Below are 16,568 nucleotides of genomic sequence, written 5' to 3' on the forward strand. Positions count from 1 at the left end.
AGAATCAGGCCAGGAACTCAGGCGTTCAGCAGCTTCATCGCCGCTTCGTGCACGCGCGGGTCGCCGGCCGCGATGATCCGGCCGCCGCTTTGCGCCGGCTTGCCGTCCCAGGTGGTGACGACGCCGCCGGCGCCGGTGACGATCGGGATCAGGCCGGCAATGTCGTAGGGCTTCAGCTCGGTCTCGACCACGAGGTCGAGATGGCCGGCGGCGAGCATGCAATAGGAGTAGCAGTCGCCGCCATAGCGCGACAGGCGCGCCGCGTTCTCGATGCGGCCGAAGCGGGCGCGGTCATCCGGATTCATCAGCAGCGGGCTCGTGGTAAAGACGGTCGCTTCCTTCAGCGAGGCGCAGCGCCGCACCGAGAGCCGCCGTTCGCCCGACGGGCCGGAGTAATGCGCCGAGCCGTTGTCGCCGGAGAAGCGCTCGCCGATATAGGGCTGGTGCATCATGCCGAATACCGGCGTACCTTTGTGCAGCAGCGCGATCAGCGTGCCCCAGATCGGAAAGCCGGCGATGAAGGATTTCGTGCCGTCGATCGGATCGAGCACCCAGACATAGTCGGCGTCCTCGCGCTCATTGCCGAACTCCTCGCCGACGATGCCGTGCTGGGGGAAGTTCGACTTGATCAGCCGCCGCATCACGGCTTCCGCCGCCCGGTCGGCCTCGGTGACCGGATCGAAATCGTTCGAACTCTTGTTGTCGACCGAGAGCGAGGTGCGGAAGAACGGCAGGATGGTTTCGCCGGATGCGGTCGCGAGGCGGCCGATGAAGGCGGTAAAGTCGATGACCGTCACGGCATGTCCCTGAACTGCGCAAACGACGCGGTAGAAATCGGATGCGTTCTGCCTAGCTCAATCCGGCGCGGCCCGCACGATTAACGGAGTGTTATCCAGCCTGACGACGCGGTTCCGGACTTTCGATTTGGCTTCGGATTCGAAAGCGTCCCGGGTCTCGGCCTCGATCACGAAGTTGCGAATTCTGGTATACAAGCTATGCGCGGAGCGCCGACCGATCGGGGCTTCCCTTGTAAGGTATTGATCCTACATACGGAAAGCCGCTCCTGCCGGCCTGTTGCAGTTTCGCCAGACTTTCCAACATTACCCAAGAAATGTTTCGAAAGTTCTTGCGTTTTGTGCAGCGCGGTCGCATATTGTTGCGGTGCGGTAGCGCCTCGCGCTATCGCTGCCCTCCTTGGGCGTTTCCTCCCTAGACTTGGGCCGCTTGTTCATTCAAGCGGCCCTTTTTTCTTGGGCCGTCGTTTCCGCAAGTGAACTGAGAATCCCGTTCGGCGCTTTACCGCGCCGCCAACTTGAATTCCCGGTTCATGACTTCGTCGGGATCGCAGTGCCCGACGAAGGATTGATTACTCCGCAGCCGCCTGGAACGGGCCGAGATCGCCGAACGGGATTTTCGCGAGCGCATCCGCCAGGGCGGCGAAGTCGGCGGCCACCTGCGTGAAGCGCGGCCCGCGCTCGCGGCGCCGCTCATCCATATAGACCGCGCGGTTGAGCTCGATCTGCACGGTGTGCAGGCCGCTCGCCGGGTTGCCGTAATGCTCGGTGATGAAGCCGCCGGCATAGGGCTTGTTGCGGCCGATCGAATAGCCGAGCGAGCTCATGATCTCCTCGACGAGGTCGGGCAACAGCGGCGCGCAGCTGGTGCCGTAGCGGTCGCCGATCACGACGTCGGGCCGGCGCGGCTCGTCGCGCGACACACCGACCGACGGCATCGAGTGGCAGTCGACCACGATCACCGCGCCGAACGCCTGGTGCGCCTTGTTGATCAGCCGGCGCAGCGCGCGGTGATAGGGCTTGTAGAGCACCTCGATCCGGCGCAGTGCCTCGTCGACGTCGAGCCGCTCGCGATAGATCTCCTGGCCGTCGCCGACCACGCGCGGAATGGTGCCGAGGCCGCCGGCCACCCGCATCGAGCGCGTATTGGCAAAGCTCGGCAGCCGCCCGGTGAACATGCGCGGGTCGAGCTCGTAGGGCTCGCGGTTCACATCGACATAGGAGCGCGGGAAATTGACCCGCACGATCGGAAAGCCGCGATCGCTGAGGCCCGCGATCAGCTCGTCCATGAACGAGTCTTCGGAGCGGCGCAGCGACACCACATCGATTCGCGACGCCTCGAGGAATTCGGCCGGATAGATCGAGCCCGAATGCGGGGAATTGAAGATGATGGGCGCGCGCCAGGCCTGCGGCTCAACGATCTCGAACGGGGGCGACAACTCGCCAGCAAATTCGGTCATTCCCTTGGCGCCGTCCCTTGCGTCCGCCTCGCCCCGCAACAACTGAGTCTGCCGGAAAAGCGGAGATTTATGGGCAGACATTGTCGGTAATCGCGATCATTCTGCCAAGTGAAAAGAGTGTGGTTTCAGCTGGAACGCGTCTTAAAAGCAGCAAATGCGGCCCCCGGTTGATTCGATGTCCGGTTCAGTCCACAAATGGGTGGCGCGCATTTGCCGCTGGCTTGACGCAAATTTCACCCGAAATTTACCGTCTGTCGGGCTAACTGTTCGGACTGCCCCTCAAGCCGGATTCGACGATTCCTGCCATGCCGAAAATACTTCTCGCCGAAGACGACACCGATATGCGCCGCTTCCTGGTCAAGGCGCTCGAAAACGCGGGTTTCAAGGTCTCGCCGCACGACAACGGCATGTCGGCCTACCAGCGGCTGCGCGAGGAGCCGTTCGAAATGCTGCTCACCGACATCGTGATGCCCGAGATGGACGGCATCGAGCTGGCGCGCCGTGCCTCGGAACTCGATCCCGATATCAAGATCATGTTCATCACCGGCTTTGCCGCGGTGGCCCTCAATTCCGATTCGGAGGCGCCGAAAAACGCCAAGGTGCTGGCCAAGCCCGTGCACCTCAGGGAATTGGTTAGCGAAGTGAACAAGTTGCTGGCGGCCTGATTCGCCAAAAAACCTTCACTTTGTATCCTTGCCTGCCCCGCCGCCGTCCGTTATAGGGACCCGATCCAAATACGCTTTGGGTGCGTAGCTCAGCGGGAGAGCACTACCTTGACATGGTAGGGGTCACAGGTTCGATCCCTGTCGCACCCACCATCGCTTTCAATGACTTAGCGGTGGTCATTTGTTTCCTCATTTTCTGTGGCCCAAGCTTCGCCCAGAGAATCCGGTTCGGGCTTCGTTCAGGTGATCGGGCGAGTGATGCCCGTAAACCTTTTCGATGATCTTCTCCGACACGCCGGTGAAGCCTGAGACCTGTCGCGTCGATACGCCGTTCTGCAGCAGCCAGGTGATGCACGTGTGCTTGAGCACGTGCGGAGTGATGTCTTCGAGGCCGGCTAGCTCTGTAGCGCGTGCCCATCCTGTCCGTTCCTTGAGAATGAGGCGGCCGGCGTACTCGACTGGTCCATTCGTCGTAAGCCGGCGCCATCGCTTCAGGTGTGGCAGCAGTCGATCGGGAATCGGCGCCGGGACGCGCCGCTTGTTGGTGTCAGCTTCGCCCTGGCCCCGACGATAGAGTACGCCGCGATCGAGATCGAACCAGCCGCCCTTCGAGTTCACGCCCCAGCGCATCATCAGATTCGCCTCGTGGCGCGTGCCGGTGTAAACGCCGATCAGAATGAAGCGCGCAACGTGGTAGGAGGGTTGATGCGTCCGGCCCCACTTTACCGGCTTGCGCGATTTGATGTCGCACGCGACGCACGTGATTCCCAATGCGCCGGCGATCAATGCTGCGGCTTCGCGGCGCTCGAGCCAGCGGTGCCGAGGCTCGCTGTCGTCTGGCAACGGCACCTTAATAGGCTGGGATAGTTTGCGCTCGTCGTAAGCGAAGGTCAGGGCTGCGCTGAGAGTGACGAGTTCTCGGCGCGCCGTGCTCTCCTTCACTTTTCGGCCGAGTTGTCCAGCCATGCGCAGCTCTGTGTAGGAGCGGCACGTGTCAGCGTTAACGTCCCAGCATGTTCCGGTGCCGAAGTGCTTCAGCAGTGGCACCATGTGATAGCCAACGAGTTCAGGATGCGCGAGCTTTGGCGCCTTGTTGGCGCCGTAGTAGGCAAGCACGTCGGCCAAAGCTACCTCTGCAGGGTGACTATTCTGCCAGTCTGGCCGGTGCTTACGGGCAATGTGCTCGGCGAGGGCTTTTTCAGCGCCTCGGCGATTGTCTGAGCTGCAACCAGTGCCGACCTCGCCTTTTCCGTCGAGGATAACCCAGACCGGCTCGCGGCCCCGTCGTTCTCTAAGGTAGAGGCGGGCACCTTTCGACTTTCTCGACATAGCTCCCTCATCTGCTTGATACCGGCCAGGGTGACGTACTGCTTGCCGGCCACGCGCTCACATTCGAGGCGGCCGCGCGAGATCTCGCGCCGCAAGCCGCTCGCTGTCATTGAGCCATCAGGATATGCGAGGCGCGCCGCAACATCGAGGCGCAGTGGCGTATTCAAATCAATTGCAGCAAGGTCGATCTGCAGCGCCTTTTCAGGAGCTCCACTTGGGACAGTCTGTCGCTTCAACACGACCAATCTCCAACACAATCGTCCTCTCGATTTGTTGGCCTTCCGAACTCCCCGGCGTCATCCCGTCAGAAACGGTTCGCAGTCGGTACTGTTTCTGACGTAGCTGAGGAGAGATTGCGTCAGGAGGGTTGCCTCCAGTTTGCCCACGCAATCGTCCCTCTGCACTCTCGCGACTCGCAGGGATCAGCAAGCATCCTAGCAGACCCATCGGAAGGGGGGAACGCCCCCCGTCCCCCCTTCCTGTGAGCAAAGTGAGCTTCCTCCCAAAACCCTCGACAATTGTCTTGACTGAGATGATCTGGCCGCCATCTCGCCGTCCCATCCCTACTCTGTGCCTGCGCAAATTTGCGCAGGCACAGGAGGAAATTCCGCCATTTGGCGGAATTTCGCACGCGGCTCCTAAACTTCGCAATCTGCGAACATTTCAAGCTGCAACGCTCAAACACCCATCCAGCTCGCCGGCCATCACTCCGATGTCGAAGGTCAGGGCGAAGTTCAAATCGTCGCCCCAGTCTTCTGTGCGCTGGCTGAGCTTTCGGGCGGCGCGCGCCTTCGCCGCCAGGCCCTCAAAGGAAACGGGTTGCAAATCGGCCAGGTCTGCGACGATCTCTTCGATGCGTTCCTTCGTCTGGAACGCCGCGTCGCCGACGTCGTCAATCTCGAGCCGCCGCGCCGCGTTGTCTCTTCTGCTCTTCCACACCCTTCTCGCTTCCGTAACCTCACTCATCGCCAGCTTTAGATCTCGATTTGGGTCGCTCAGCCTGAGGGCTTCCCTCGTCGAATCTTCTTCGGCGTCCCACCATAGCCTTTGCCAGCGCTGATACTCTGCGTCACTGCCGACCGTTACGTCTCGCATCTCGGGCTTGGGATTTCGGCTGTCCCAACGACGCAGGACCCGTTCGGCTTTGGTGCGACGCTCCTCGATCGATACCAGCAACCGCTCCGTCTCGATCAATTCGCTCACAAGGGCGAGAATCGGATCAGGAACGGGGGCTGCCGCGATCGAGGGCGCGGGCAGTGTGGCGAGGGGCAGCAGCGCGGCGATTGAACTCATAACGCTTCTCCTGGTTACGCCCGACACAGACTGTGCGGGTGCGCGACCTTCGCCCCGCGATGCGACGTTCTTTTGATGTGCCATGAAGAATGGGCTCTCGGTTTTCGGCTTATCAGGGCCGTCGCCGGTGGCGGACCGGCAGCCGGGAGCTGATAACCAGCCGAGAGACTGGCGGCGGCGCTTTTACCCTTTCGGGCTGGACATGGCGCGGCCCTCCCGGCCATAATGGCCAGGTCGGAGCGCACGCCAATGCGCTACCACTTCAGCCGCCGTCATCCCGACGCCAATCGGGACGCATGCTGACCAGGCATGGTGCGGCTATATCTCGGTCCGGGTTATCAGGCCCACGGAACAGAATCGTTGATTTGCAGCCGGTTGCCAAGCCCCCTTTTGGGGCAAGGCGTAGCTGTGCTTAAATAGTCGGGTGCAGCAGAGCTGACCCCCTACCCAGGGCCTCGCCGCGTGAAATCGGCGGGGCCTTTCCAACCGGCCGCTGCCCGCACGTCCTCGATCGAGGACCTGGCGATAAACTGCAGCTCCAGCTTCATCGCTTCCATGTCGCCGCGCTCCTTCGCGTCCCATGCGCGCTTCATCGCTTCGCGGCGCTCGGCACAGCGACAGGTCATTTGCCCAGCTTCGGGTTGGGCTTGAATTTTTCGATTTGGCCGACGACTACGCCGCCGAGATTGTTGTTCGGATCTGCGAGCGTGCCGGTGTTGCGTGCCTTCTTCCAGTTGGCGCTGCCGTGCACCAGGATCTCGGGCTTCTTGCCCAGGAGGTCGCTAGCCTTCTTCAGGGGAGCCGGGCTGCCATCCTTGGTGATGAAAGCTCTCCGGACGTTCTGTTGCGAGGAGTCGACCGTGACGCCGGTAAAAACCTGAGCCTCGCCCATCTCGATCCGCTTGCTCATGTCAACGAAGGGAGCGGCCGCGGGGAAGCTGACTTTTCCCGGCGCGAAAGCCGCCGGCGTGTACCTGAACTTCGGTTGCTGCTGAACCTGGACGTTGGTGATGTTGTTGCCCCAGCAGTCGTCGATCGTTCTGCTCATGCTGACCGTCACATCGTCGGCGACATAGTAGCCGTTCACCGGAAGGATTGCGTTTGGATCGCTGTAGCCGGAAGGCCAGTAACTCGACAACGCCTTCTTGGTGAGATTCACATCGTCAAAAGAGATCCACATCCGGCAGGCACTCGACGTCCTGTGTCCTTCTGTGTCGTTCAACGTACCGAAGGTGGTTCCGTCGCTGAGAACGCCGTCCGTAGAGCAGGAATTCGTCAGGTCGATCGAAAGCAGCAGGTGATGCCACTCATCCGGCGTCACCTTCTGACCGCCACCGAGCGCCGCGCTGCTCATGAGCTCTCCGAACGACAGTTCGCCGACATTACCGGCGGGCACCGTCCGGAACGTCTCCGGACGATAGCCCATGACAACCTCGGCATTGCTCTCGTATGTGTCTGTGTTCGTGATGTCGTTGAATGGCAGCACTGACGGCTTGTGCTCGAGGTCGCAAATCGACCCGTCGCCAGGAGCATGATTGTTGACCGGCGGCGTGCACTCGGCGGTGGCCGTCACTGTACCGTAGAGTCCCATCGCAGCCGGCCTATCCGTCGTCTTGATCGCGGGCCAGGCGCCTTCGAACGAAGCGAGATTGTTGCTCGGCATCACGATGTTCACGGAGAGCTTCGGAACGTCACCGCTGCAATCGATGCCGATGTAGGATGGATCGATATTTCGAGTCTCATCATTGAAGACGTAGTAGGCTACTTGTTCCGGCTGCGCTGGAGTCGTCGGGCCATTCTGTCGCCACCCGCATATGCTGGTGTCCCAGATGTAGTTTGTAATCGCCGGTATCGTGCCGACTTCCCTGAAAGCAACATCGAACTTGCGAGCTGTGCGGGGTGAGCCAAACACCGCAATCGGCACGATGCCTGTCAACGGCGCGCGATCTATGCCGCTGTCCCTCCACGCCTCGAACTCCGCTTTCGCCGCCGCCAGAGATTCCGCGGGCGCGCGAAACCAGATAGACCAGAGCATCTTCTTCGAAGGCGGTACAATTTGCGGGATCTCAATGAAGCTCTCATCGGAGAACTCGACGGCGAGCGAGCCGAAATTCACATTGACGATGTTCTGCAGTGGATCGAGCCGCCAGGGCGGATTGATCTGACCGGGACTATAAGACCTGTCCGGCATTTCGGCGGCATCGATCAACGGCTGGTTGTTGTAGGAGATCGCATAGACCTGATCCGCGTCGCGGAAGGCACGCTTTTGCACGAACTCGAAGTCTAGATATTGCTCCTTGTCCTTGGTGGAGGCCTTCTTTTGATAGTCCTCCTTTGGGATCACGCCACCTTCTGGATAATCGTCGTCGACCGTGGTTTCATAATTCACGATGCGCCGCACAGCGACCTTGCGGCCCATGTTCTCGGCGCTGTTGTCGAATGAATGATAGATCACCTGATCGGCGTCCTGAATCTTGATCCGGTCGATCGTGTCGACCTCGAACCAGACCGACGGCTTGTCGGGATCCTCCTCGTCCGGCGGGATGATCTTGCGCGTCGTGGTTTCACGCGACGGGTTCGGGACCTTGCCTGTGTCGTCCATGTACCACTTCAGGCGAACATTGGTTTGCTTCCAGTCCGGTCCGCCGCCCTCGACCAATTTGAAGTACTCGGAGCGCTCGATGTCGAGATAGGCGCTCGGCTCGTCGACAACCTGTCCCGTCTCGTCGAGCGTCTTGCCAATCACACGGAAGATATGGGTCTTGCGCTCGTCGTCAGCCATTGTCGTCCGCGCCCTTGACAAGCTTCAACTTCGGCTGAGCGAGGGTATCCAAATTTATACTCCCTTGTTCTGGCGTCAGGCTGCTGAGCAGCGTTTGCCCGCGGTCGGCGATGCCCAGCATCGCTTGCCCCACGGTCCGGATGTTTTCCAGCATGCCCTGGACGGCCGCGCGCTGAGTGGTGAGGGTCTCAACCACGGTCGCCTCATCGTGGGCGGACAGAGCGATGATGTATTTGATTGCTTCGCCAGCGCGGTCCCAGTTCGGCACCGGCTCCTTGCGCCGCCCCCCCAGTCGATTGATCCGATCCGAAAACTTGCCCATCACCGACGACCTCTGCTCGGTTGCCGGCCGGACGCCGATAGGCGCTCGAGCGCCAATTCGCGGCTCAGCTGGTCGACGACGCTCGGCGGCGCGAGCAGACCTGAAACCGTCTTCCCGGAGGGCAGGTGCAGATGGACCGGATGCAGCTGGCCGCCGGCCGCCGGGCGCGCCGCGACCACACCGCCGCCAGCGAAAGCAAAGCGCGGCGGATCGAAAGCCAGTCTCTGCGACAGCGAGTCGACGACACCACCGAGCGAGAAGCCGCGCGGCTTCATGCCAAAGCTCTCAAAGACCCGGCCAAGATCGCCGCGGAAACGACGCAGCAGCTCGAGGAATTCGAACACGCCCGGCTGCCGCACGACGTGGGCCGGCTGAACGTATTCACCGTGGCTCAACCAGGCGGGGATCGAATCCGAGGTGCCGGTGCCGGGCCCAGACACCGGACCGCCAGGCGCGTAGCCTCTGGGCATGACGCCGAAGCTCGCGAACACGCGTTTCAGATCGCCGCCGACGGCGCGCAGCTGCTCCATGAAGGCGAACACGCCGGGCTGCCGCACGACGTGGGCGGGCTGGACATATTCGCCATTGCTCAGCCAGGCAGGGACCGAATCCGAGGTGCCAGTGCCCGGGCCCGACACGGGGCCGCCACCGGCGAGCTCCGCGGCGCCGCCGCCGACCAGGCCGCCGCCCGCGAAACCCGACACCGCGTCGCCGATCGAGGACGCGGCGCTCTTGATCGCCTCGATCGCCGACAAAACCCTTTGGACGATTCCGCTGAAGACCGACCCGATCGATTGCGCAATGCCGTCGAACGCGCCAGAGATTTGACCAGCGAGCGCGGAGGCGCCCTGTTGGATCATCGACCATGCCGACTGTGCGCTGGTCGTGATCGAGGTCCAGGCCGATTGCGCACCCTGGCTGATCGTGCTCCATGCGGATGCCAGACCGCCCGCGACCGCTGAGGCGCCATTCGTGATCGCGCTCCAGGCGCTGGTCGCGGCATTCGCGATCGCGCTGAAGGCGCTCTGGGCCGCGTCACCGTTGATGGCCGAGGAAACCAGATCGCCGATCCCGGAGAACGCCCCCGAGATCGCGCCGGTCAGGCCGGCAACCCCGCTCCGGATCGATTGCCAGGCGCGCTGGGCGGCATCCGCGATCTGATTCCACACCGGCCCGAGCGCGCTGCCAAGGCCCGCTACGCCGTTCTGGATGGCTTGCCAGGCCGTCTGCGCGGCACCGGTGATATCGTTCCACGTGAGCCGCGCGCCTTGCGATAGGGCATTCCAGAGAGCCTGCAGGCCGCCTGCGACGGCCGAGGCTCCATTCGTGATCGCGCTCCAGGCACCGGTCGCCGCCCCACCGATGGCGCTGAACGCACGCTGCGCCGCCTCGCTGTTGATCGCTCGCGACACGAGGTCGCCCATCCCGGAGAATGCCCCTGAGATCGCGCCGGCCAGGCTGGAGACGCCGTTCTTGATCGCGTCCCACGCGCCCTGCGCACCCTGCGAGATCAGGCTCCAGATCGGACGGAGGCCTTCCGCGACGGATTGAGCAAGGTTCTGGATGCCCTGCCAGGCCGCCTGGGCGCCGCGGGTGATGTCGTTCCAGGTGAGCCGCGCGCCTTCGCTGACCGCCGTCCAGACCGCGGAGAACGCATTGCCGATCGCACGCGCCACGTCGCCAAACTGGCGCGGCAGCTCGCCGATCGCCGCGCCCAGCCGGCTGGCAAAACTCTTCGCGTCCGCGATGACACCAAGCAGCTTCTGCTTGATCGCCTCCGACATGCTGGAGATCCCGTCGACGAGGGCCTGCCCAACCGAGCTTCGCCCGGGCCCGCCGGTGAGCGCGTCGAAGACTTGCTTCGCGTCAAGCTTCACCTTCTCCAGCGCCTCCGACAGATTGCGCGGGTGCTGCAGCAGATCCTTGAACTTGGCGTCGGTCGAGGTGGCCGCGCTTCCCAGGCTGTCCTTGAAGCGGTCGAGCGAAATCGGAAACTTGTCGATCTGGTTCGCCAGTTCCGCCGCGCTTACGTTCGAGCCGGTGAGGAGCCTGCTGAGATCGCGCGCAGCGGCCGGCGCGACATCGCTGATCTTGCGCAGCATGTCTCCGGTCACTTCGCCTTTCTTGGTCGCCTCGCTGAAGAAATCGTTGACCGCTTTTGCCGCTTGCTCGGTGTCGGCGCCGCCAAGCCGGAGACGCTCAAACAATTGCCTCACCGCGCGGAGTGTGTCGCTCGTGCTCGGCCCCAGCGCATCCGTGAGCTGCCCGAACTTGGTGAGCGACTCGACCGCGGGAGAGAGCTGCTCGGGCAGCGCGCCGACTTGCCTCGACATGTTTTGAAGACCGGAGGCGAGCTTATCGCCAGCACCGGCGCCCGCGAGACCGGTCAGTCGATCCCTGAGCTTGTCCGTCGCCTCGTTGGCTTTCGCGCCCTGCAGCGCGATCTCGCCGATCGCGGCCGCAATCGTGCCGATCGTCGCGGCGACGCCGCTTAGCCTTGCAAAGGCCGTCAGGCCCTGCCCAACGCTCTGAACGCCGGAGGCGCTTGACGTGACGCCGCTGTTGAAGCGCTGAAACAGATCGTTGAGGCTGCCGAACGTGCTGCTGAACAAATTGCCGACCTGGCTCAATCCGCTCGCGGTCGTCGTCAACTGGTTGACGGCGCTGCTGGCGGCGAGGATCCGCTCCTTCATTTCGTCGACCGAGACACCGGCGCGCCTCGCTGTCGCCTCGATCGTTCTCAGGCTCGGCAGTTGAAGCGCCTGGTCGGCTTGCTTGACGGAGTTTGCGAGGCCGCTAAACGTCTGCTCGCCCTGCTGGCCGATATCCTGCAGGTCCTTCTTGATATCGCTGGCGCCATCAAGCGCGATGCGCTGTTTGATCGTATCGGCCATAACTCATCCTTCCTTGATATGTCTGTCGTAGAGCGCGGGAAACGAAGTTGCGGCGGTGCGCACCGCTGCCGAGGTCGCAAACTTCTTGCTGATCTGAACCGCGGGCACGCCTACGAACACGGGCAACGGACGCGTCTTCTGTTTGGCGTAGGCGCCGCGTGCTCGGCGACCCTTGCGGGAGTTTGCAGCCGACGGCAGGGCGAGCACGCCGCCGGCGGGACCAACCGGAACATCGGCGACGAGAAGCGGGTTGCCGCCGGCGCGGATCACCAGGCGAAGCGGTCCGACGCTCTGGGCAAATTGCTTTGGCGTCAAACGGCGGCCGCCGGCCGCGAGTGGCAGGTTCGCCTCGATCGGCAGCCAGAGCCGCGGGTGCCCCTGAATGGTCGCGCCGTTTTCGAACACGCCGGCATGGGGGACCTTGTGCGAGATGAACGCGGCCGGGCTCATCGAATCCGCACCGCGCGGGTAGACGGTAGCGCGGAGCGCGTTCTGCCATTTCGACGAGAAACCGGCGCTCGCGATACTCTGCCGGCCGGCTCCCTTCGCCATGTCGGCGGTGTCGCGCATCGCCGCCGTCGCAGCCTTCGCGATCGGCTTCGTGACGTTTGCGAAGATCGTCTCGGCGAACTCGCCCGGCTTGTAGCTGAAAGTCAGCTTCATTGGAGCCCCCTTCTGCCTAGAGATTTCCTCCTCCGGCCGGAGTCGGAGAGCCGGAGGAGGTTTTCCCTGCAACGCGTCGCCAGGATCGGAGAGCTGGCTTCGACTTGCCCCCGTTGCGCAAAGGCGCGGGAATTCCACAATCACGCGCGAGCGTCAGCTGTCCGCTGAAGCGTTTAACCGCCTATAGGTTTCGACGATCGAGGCAGCCATGGCGCCAGCGCGCTGCTCATCATTCATGTTGCCGAGGTCGCCGCTGTTGTCCGCGCCAACCTGCGGGTTTGCAATCGCGTTCATCGCGGCGAAGAAGGGATTGCTCGCCCGCAGATCCTCGACCGGCGACGCCGCCAGCATCGTCGCAACGTCGCTCGGCGCAATGTTAGTCTTGAACGCAAGGTGGTTGGCCAGGTCAGCGCGCCCCTTGGCCTCCGTGCAGGAGAGGATGGCACTGATGCGATCGCGCTCCAGGCTGGCGCCTTCCTTTAGACCTTCGGCCTTGCCGGCCGCGTGTCCTTCGGCGAGCCCCTCCGCCTTACCGGTTTTGTGACCCTCGGCGATCAGGTGGTTCCTGATGATCGCATCCGGCTGCTGCAGTTGCGGCGCTTTCGACATCACCGCCCCCCTTTCTGTTTGTGTGTCCGGTACGCTTCCACGATGGACGCCGCCATCGCGTCGGCCTGACCATGGGTCGGTTCCGACGCGGTCGGCTCCGACGCCGCCATAAACTGGCGGTACGTCGCCATGATTGACGCTGCAAGCGCGGCAGCGGCGGCATCTTCATTCGCAGCACTGAGTGGTGGCCTAGTCATGTTTGACATCCTCCTCGTTCACCGTTGAGCCGCCGGCGGCATATCGTCGGCCAGGCCGAGCACCGCGCGCGGATCCGCATCCGGCCGGAACAGCACCAAAGCTCCCGCTGCTTTCGCGCCCCGCACCAGCGCGCATTCCTCGCGCTCGACGGCGAGCGCGTCACGCTCGGCCTCGCCGACCAGCCTGGCGCGATCCGCGTCCGAGAGCGCCGCGTCATCATCCGCCACCGCCTCGATCGCAGCCTTCGCCGCGGCGATCATCTGGTCGCGGAATAGGTGCGCGATGAGCGGCAACGCATCGCCCGTCTCGAATTTGATACGACCGACGACTGGAAAGAATTCCAGGTACTTGAACATCGGCCACTTCACGTCGGCGCCGCGCTCGATCGCATCGAACGCATCCGGAGCGCCGAGCTTGGCCAGATCATTGATCCGTTCGATCTCGCGCTGCAGGACGATGTCGCTCCGCAGCGGCGCCGCGCGAAATTTGTCGGCATTGGCGCGCAGCTCGCGAATCCGGCGCCGGCGTCCTTCGATCGCTTCGATCCAAGTTTCATTTTTCGCCAACCGGGGCTGCTCCACGGGCTTGCCCAGGAGGCTTGCCACGATGCCCTTGAAGGCGGCCTTGGCGTAGTTTTCGAGATTCCGCAACAGGACACCGGTCTGCGAGATCGTCGCTGAAAGCAACTCGGCGCGTGGCCGCAGGCTCTCGATCTCCGCGTTGGCCTCGGCGATCTGGCGATCGAGCTTGGCGATGTGCAATTGCTCGAGTTCGATGCCCCTGGACACCGCCACTCTCAGCTCCGCTACGCGTTTCGCGGCCTCTTCCCGCCGCTCGCACACTCGATGGACTTGATCCTCGATGACCCGTGACGCTGCAACGGCTTCGCCATGCTCGAGCTGGAACGCCCTCACGATCGCAGTCACCGCGCTCGGCTGGCCCTTGAAGGCCTGCGGCAATTCCGAGCCCAGTTCACCCATGGTCCTGATCGTCGACATTCGGAACACCCCTCTCTCGCCTCAACTGCCGCGACGGTCGTTCGGAGCGTTGGTCATTTCAAACTGACCAACTATTTTCCTGATGCGCTCGGCACTTAGCGGACGGTCGACCACCTTCAGTATCTGCCAAAAAGCGCCTTTCTCGGTGCCGGCGATTCGCGCCGGGCACGTCTGTGCCGATCGATCGCGAAGCCAGGCGGTCGATGCGTAGCGGTTGAGCCCGGCTGCGATCTCGTGCGCGGCATCGAGGTCGGCTCGATTGTGAAAAAACCGGCTTCGCACGCCCACGATCAACGCATCGCGCTCGGCAAATCGCGGCACGTCTCGGCGCAGCGCTGCCGCTACGGCGCGCCGCTGCTCGAGCGTCAGCTCCTCGCCGGCCTCGATGGCCTCGACGATACGCTGCAACTCGCTCGCTGGCGTGCTCACGGCTGCGGCCTTTCGTTCTCAATGCGGCTCCGCACCGCGTCGAACCCCGAAAGCAGTATCTGCAGGACCTCACTCTCCGGCATGCCGAAATTGGCGGCGAGCGCGGCGGCCATCTCCGAAAGACCGCCCTCGATGGCGGATAGAACGCGACTACCGACGTTCGACAACTCGGCACGAACTGCCGCGGCATCGACGTAGCACCCGGCACGCGCGGCCTCCTCCGCGGCGCGTCGGCGGTTCTCGCGCTGCAAACCCTCCAGGCGCTCGCGCTTGAAATCATCGTCGAGGGATGATCTGCCCGGCGGAACGTCGATCAGCGACGGGTTAGCCGTAGGTGGTGCGAAGGGCATCTCGTCGAGATTGGCCCTGCCGTTGGCCATTCGCTGCGTGACGTCCAGCCGCGCCCTCAGCTGTTCGGTCGCAAGCTCGACGTTGATCCTCGCCCGATGCCCGGTGCCGACCAGCGCGTCAGCGCCGATCTTGCCTTCGGCGATCCACTGCGACACGCGCGCCGGCGACACGTTTCGCAGAAGAGAAAAATTTTTCTTCGACAGCGTCCTCATCAAGCGCCCGCCTGAATTTCACCCTGTCGGTGAATTTCACGCCCCCTAAATTTCAGCCTTTCAAAAACCCAGCATGACTGGAGAACCCGAGCGCGTAGTCCGCCCGCATTTGCGGTCAATCGGGGAAGGACCCGCGCACGGCGCGAGAAACGGTCGGCAATCTGTACCGTTTCTCCAAAACTGTTCGTGTTGAGGACCAGTTTCCGACAGCTGAATCTTCTCTGCGAGGGTTTGCGATAGTTTGGAGAAGGTTTGGAGAGGGTTCGAATAGCGGAATACGTTAATGATGGCCGATGGATGGGCGAGAAATAGCGAGGGTACGAGGGTTTTGCCCCTATACGCGCATAGCCAAGGTCACTCCAATATTCCCTGATAAACCGACCACATATGTGCGCCGTCGCCCCTCCTCGAATTCTTATACGCGCGCGCGAAAACCCTCGAACCCTCGCGCAGGAGAGGCCAACATCCTGATGGAATTTACAAATCTTACTAGCGAGAGTTTTTGCAAACTCTCGCCAAACCATCGCAAACCATCGGTGCCATTTCAGCAACACCTCAATGGGAGGAATGTCGGGAGGATGGCGGGAGCTTAGGTGGTTGCGACCCGCTCTAAAAAAGATTGATGGATCAATGCTGGTGGGAGCTTGATCAAGTTTTGGGAAGAATGGGAGCTTCTCTACGCATGCATAGAGGCTTTCAATTATCCTTGGACCACATCGCGCGCGCACACATGCATGCATGCGTACGCGCGAGAATAAGCTCCCATATCCTCCCACGCGTTGATTTTGCTGCGGTTTAAAGCTCCCACCGCTATCTTCCCATGGGAGCTTATAAGCTCCCAGAAGATATGAAACCGGCCCTTTCACGACTTGCCGCCGACGTCGATGAGCCGAATCCCGACGAACCAAACCAGATTCGAGGTGTGGCGCTTATAACCTAGTCTCATGAGTCGAAGGGTGAAGCTTTTGTGCGAGAGCGGTTCGGCGCCACTGTTGATGCTGAACGCGCGATAAGCTTCGTACAGCACCATTGACCGCACACGGTGGCCAACGTCGAGGACGACGCATCTCTTCAGAAATTGATCCACTGTTGCGTCATCGTCGCCAGGAGCGGATGCCACTGCACCTCGCTTAGGCCTCTTGCAAACTGGAGACAGAATCTCGGATAGAAACTGCTGCCGGGCGTTCTCACCCGCGGCTGCCCACGTCACGCGAAGCAGATCAATTTCCGCCTTCGTTGTGCGCCGGCGAGCCTGAGTTTTTCGCGAGGGTTGCGGGAGCTTGGCTGGGCCCGCCCCGAGGGGGGCGCGGGGGAGGGCGCTCGCGGTCATGACTGCCCGCCTTCTGCGCCCAAGAAACGCCCATGAATGGCACGATTCAAACATGAACGAACAGGAACATTCGAGGCTTCGCCCGAGTGGATTTCCCTGTAGTTTCCGTCAACGCGCTGCGTTGACATGGTAGGGGTCACAGGTTCGATCCCTGTCGCACCCACCATCCTTCGCTCGCGCAGCGAGAGAAGGATGCCGCGCCGAAGCCCGACGGGCGGAGGCGGGCTTGTGGCCGCGAG

The 16,568-nt window shown here is 62.5% G+C and carries 16 protein-coding genes and 1 tRNA gene; 2 read left to right on the top strand and 15 right to left on the bottom strand.

Going from position 1 to position 16,568, the window contains the following annotated elements; genetic code table 11:
- Window positions 1–17 precede the first annotated feature (17 nt).
- Window positions 18–797 carry a histidinol-phosphatase gene (hisN, locus tag ACE10X_RS06955; RefSeq protein ID WP_038384338.1) on the bottom strand — a complete coding sequence of 260 codons (780 nt, stop codon included), beginning with the start codon at window positions 795–797 and terminating at the stop codon, window positions 18–20.
- A 569-nt stretch (window positions 798–1,366) separates the two neighbouring features.
- Window positions 1,367–2,254, bottom strand: a complete 888-nt coding sequence (locus tag ACE10X_RS06960) for an N-formylglutamate amidohydrolase (protein WP_038384340.1) — start codon at window positions 2,252–2,254, stop codon at window positions 1,367–1,369.
- A 305-nt stretch (window positions 2,255–2,559) separates the two neighbouring features.
- Here ACE10X_RS06960 and cpdR point away from each other — a divergent pair, with 305 nt between their 5' ends.
- Together cpdR and ACE10X_RS06970 are read left to right on the top strand one after the other, a co-directional pair.
- Window positions 2,560–2,919: a cell cycle two-component system response regulator CpdR gene (gene cpdR, locus ACE10X_RS06965; protein WP_016843340.1), complete on the top strand. Its 360-nt coding sequence runs from the start codon at window positions 2,560–2,562 to the stop codon at window positions 2,917–2,919.
- 78 nt (window positions 2,920–2,997) lie between these two features.
- Window positions 2,998–3,072, top strand: a tRNA-Val gene (locus tag ACE10X_RS06970).
- Window positions 3,073–3,108: 36 nt separating this feature from the next.
- Here ACE10X_RS06970 and ACE10X_RS06975 read toward each other — a convergent pair.
- The 13 genes from ACE10X_RS06975 to ACE10X_RS07035 all read right to left on the bottom strand — a co-directional run bounded on the left by ACE10X_RS06975 (window position 3,109) and on the right by ACE10X_RS07035 (window position 16,029).
- Window positions 3,109–4,035: a tyrosine-type recombinase/integrase gene (locus ACE10X_RS06975; protein ID WP_375764571.1), complete on the bottom strand. Its 927-nt coding sequence runs from the start codon at window positions 4,033–4,035 to the stop codon at window positions 3,109–3,111.
- Window positions 4,036–4,046: 11 nt separating this feature from the next.
- Window positions 4,047–4,487, bottom strand: a complete 441-nt coding sequence (locus ACE10X_RS06980) for an excisionase (protein ID WP_375764108.1) — start codon at window positions 4,485–4,487, stop codon at window positions 4,047–4,049.
- A gap of 424 nt (window positions 4,488–4,911) precedes the next feature.
- Window positions 4,912–5,541 carry a hypothetical protein gene (locus ACE10X_RS06985; RefSeq protein WP_375764109.1) on the bottom strand — a complete coding sequence of 210 codons (630 nt, stop codon included), beginning with the start codon at window positions 5,539–5,541 and terminating at the stop codon, window positions 4,912–4,914.
- 443 nt (window positions 5,542–5,984) lie between these two features.
- Window positions 5,985–6,167 carry a hypothetical protein gene (locus ACE10X_RS06990; RefSeq protein WP_375764110.1) on the bottom strand — a complete coding sequence of 61 codons (183 nt, stop codon included), beginning with the start codon at window positions 6,165–6,167 and terminating at the stop codon, window positions 5,985–5,987.
- Window positions 6,164–8,323, bottom strand: coding sequence for a hypothetical protein (locus ACE10X_RS06995; protein WP_375764111.1), 2,160 nt, complete (start codon window positions 8,321–8,323; stop codon window positions 6,164–6,166). Before ACE10X_RS06995 ends, ACE10X_RS06990 begins: the two co-directional genes overlap by 4 nt.
- Window positions 8,316–8,648, bottom strand: a complete 333-nt coding sequence (locus ACE10X_RS07000; RefSeq protein ID WP_375764112.1) for a hypothetical protein — start codon at window positions 8,646–8,648, stop codon at window positions 8,316–8,318. Before ACE10X_RS07000 ends, ACE10X_RS06995 begins: the two co-directional genes overlap by 8 nt.
- Window positions 8,645–11,539 (bottom strand): hypothetical protein, encoded by a 2,895-nt coding sequence (locus ACE10X_RS07005; RefSeq protein WP_375764113.1) that lies wholly within the window; start codon window positions 11,537–11,539, stop codon window positions 8,645–8,647. The genes ACE10X_RS07000 and ACE10X_RS07005 overlap by 4 nt, the downstream gene beginning before the upstream one ends.
- Before the next feature lie 3 nt (window positions 11,540–11,542).
- Window positions 11,543–12,202, bottom strand: coding sequence for a DUF6441 family protein (locus tag ACE10X_RS07010; protein WP_375764114.1), 660 nt, complete (start codon window positions 12,200–12,202; stop codon window positions 11,543–11,545).
- 153 nt (window positions 12,203–12,355) lie between these two features.
- Window positions 12,356–12,811 (bottom strand): hypothetical protein, encoded by a 456-nt coding sequence (locus ACE10X_RS07015; RefSeq protein ID WP_375764115.1) that lies wholly within the window; start codon window positions 12,809–12,811, stop codon window positions 12,356–12,358.
- A gap of 215 nt (window positions 12,812–13,026) precedes the next feature.
- A complete protein-coding gene (locus tag ACE10X_RS07020; RefSeq protein ID WP_375764116.1) occupies window positions 13,027–14,007 on the bottom strand; it encodes a hypothetical protein in 981 nt (326 codons plus the stop codon).
- A gap of 21 nt (window positions 14,008–14,028) precedes the next feature.
- Window positions 14,029–14,436, bottom strand: a complete 408-nt coding sequence (locus tag ACE10X_RS07025) for a hypothetical protein (protein WP_375764117.1) — start codon at window positions 14,434–14,436, stop codon at window positions 14,029–14,031.
- The gene (locus tag ACE10X_RS07030) at window positions 14,433–14,942 is read right to left on the bottom strand and encodes a hypothetical protein (RefSeq protein WP_375764118.1); all 510 of its coding nucleotides are present in this window, start codon (window positions 14,940–14,942) and stop codon (window positions 14,433–14,435) included. Before ACE10X_RS07030 ends, ACE10X_RS07025 begins: the two co-directional genes overlap by 4 nt.
- 919 nt (window positions 14,943–15,861) lie before the next feature.
- Window positions 15,862–16,029, bottom strand: a complete 168-nt coding sequence (locus ACE10X_RS07035) for a hypothetical protein (protein ID WP_375764119.1) — start codon at window positions 16,027–16,029, stop codon at window positions 15,862–15,864.
- Between the last annotated feature and the right edge of the window lie 539 nt (window positions 16,030–16,568).

Source organism: Bradyrhizobium sp. Pha-3 (assembly GCF_042258325.1).
GTDB lineage: Bacteria > Pseudomonadota > Alphaproteobacteria > Rhizobiales > Xanthobacteraceae > Bradyrhizobium > Bradyrhizobium elkanii.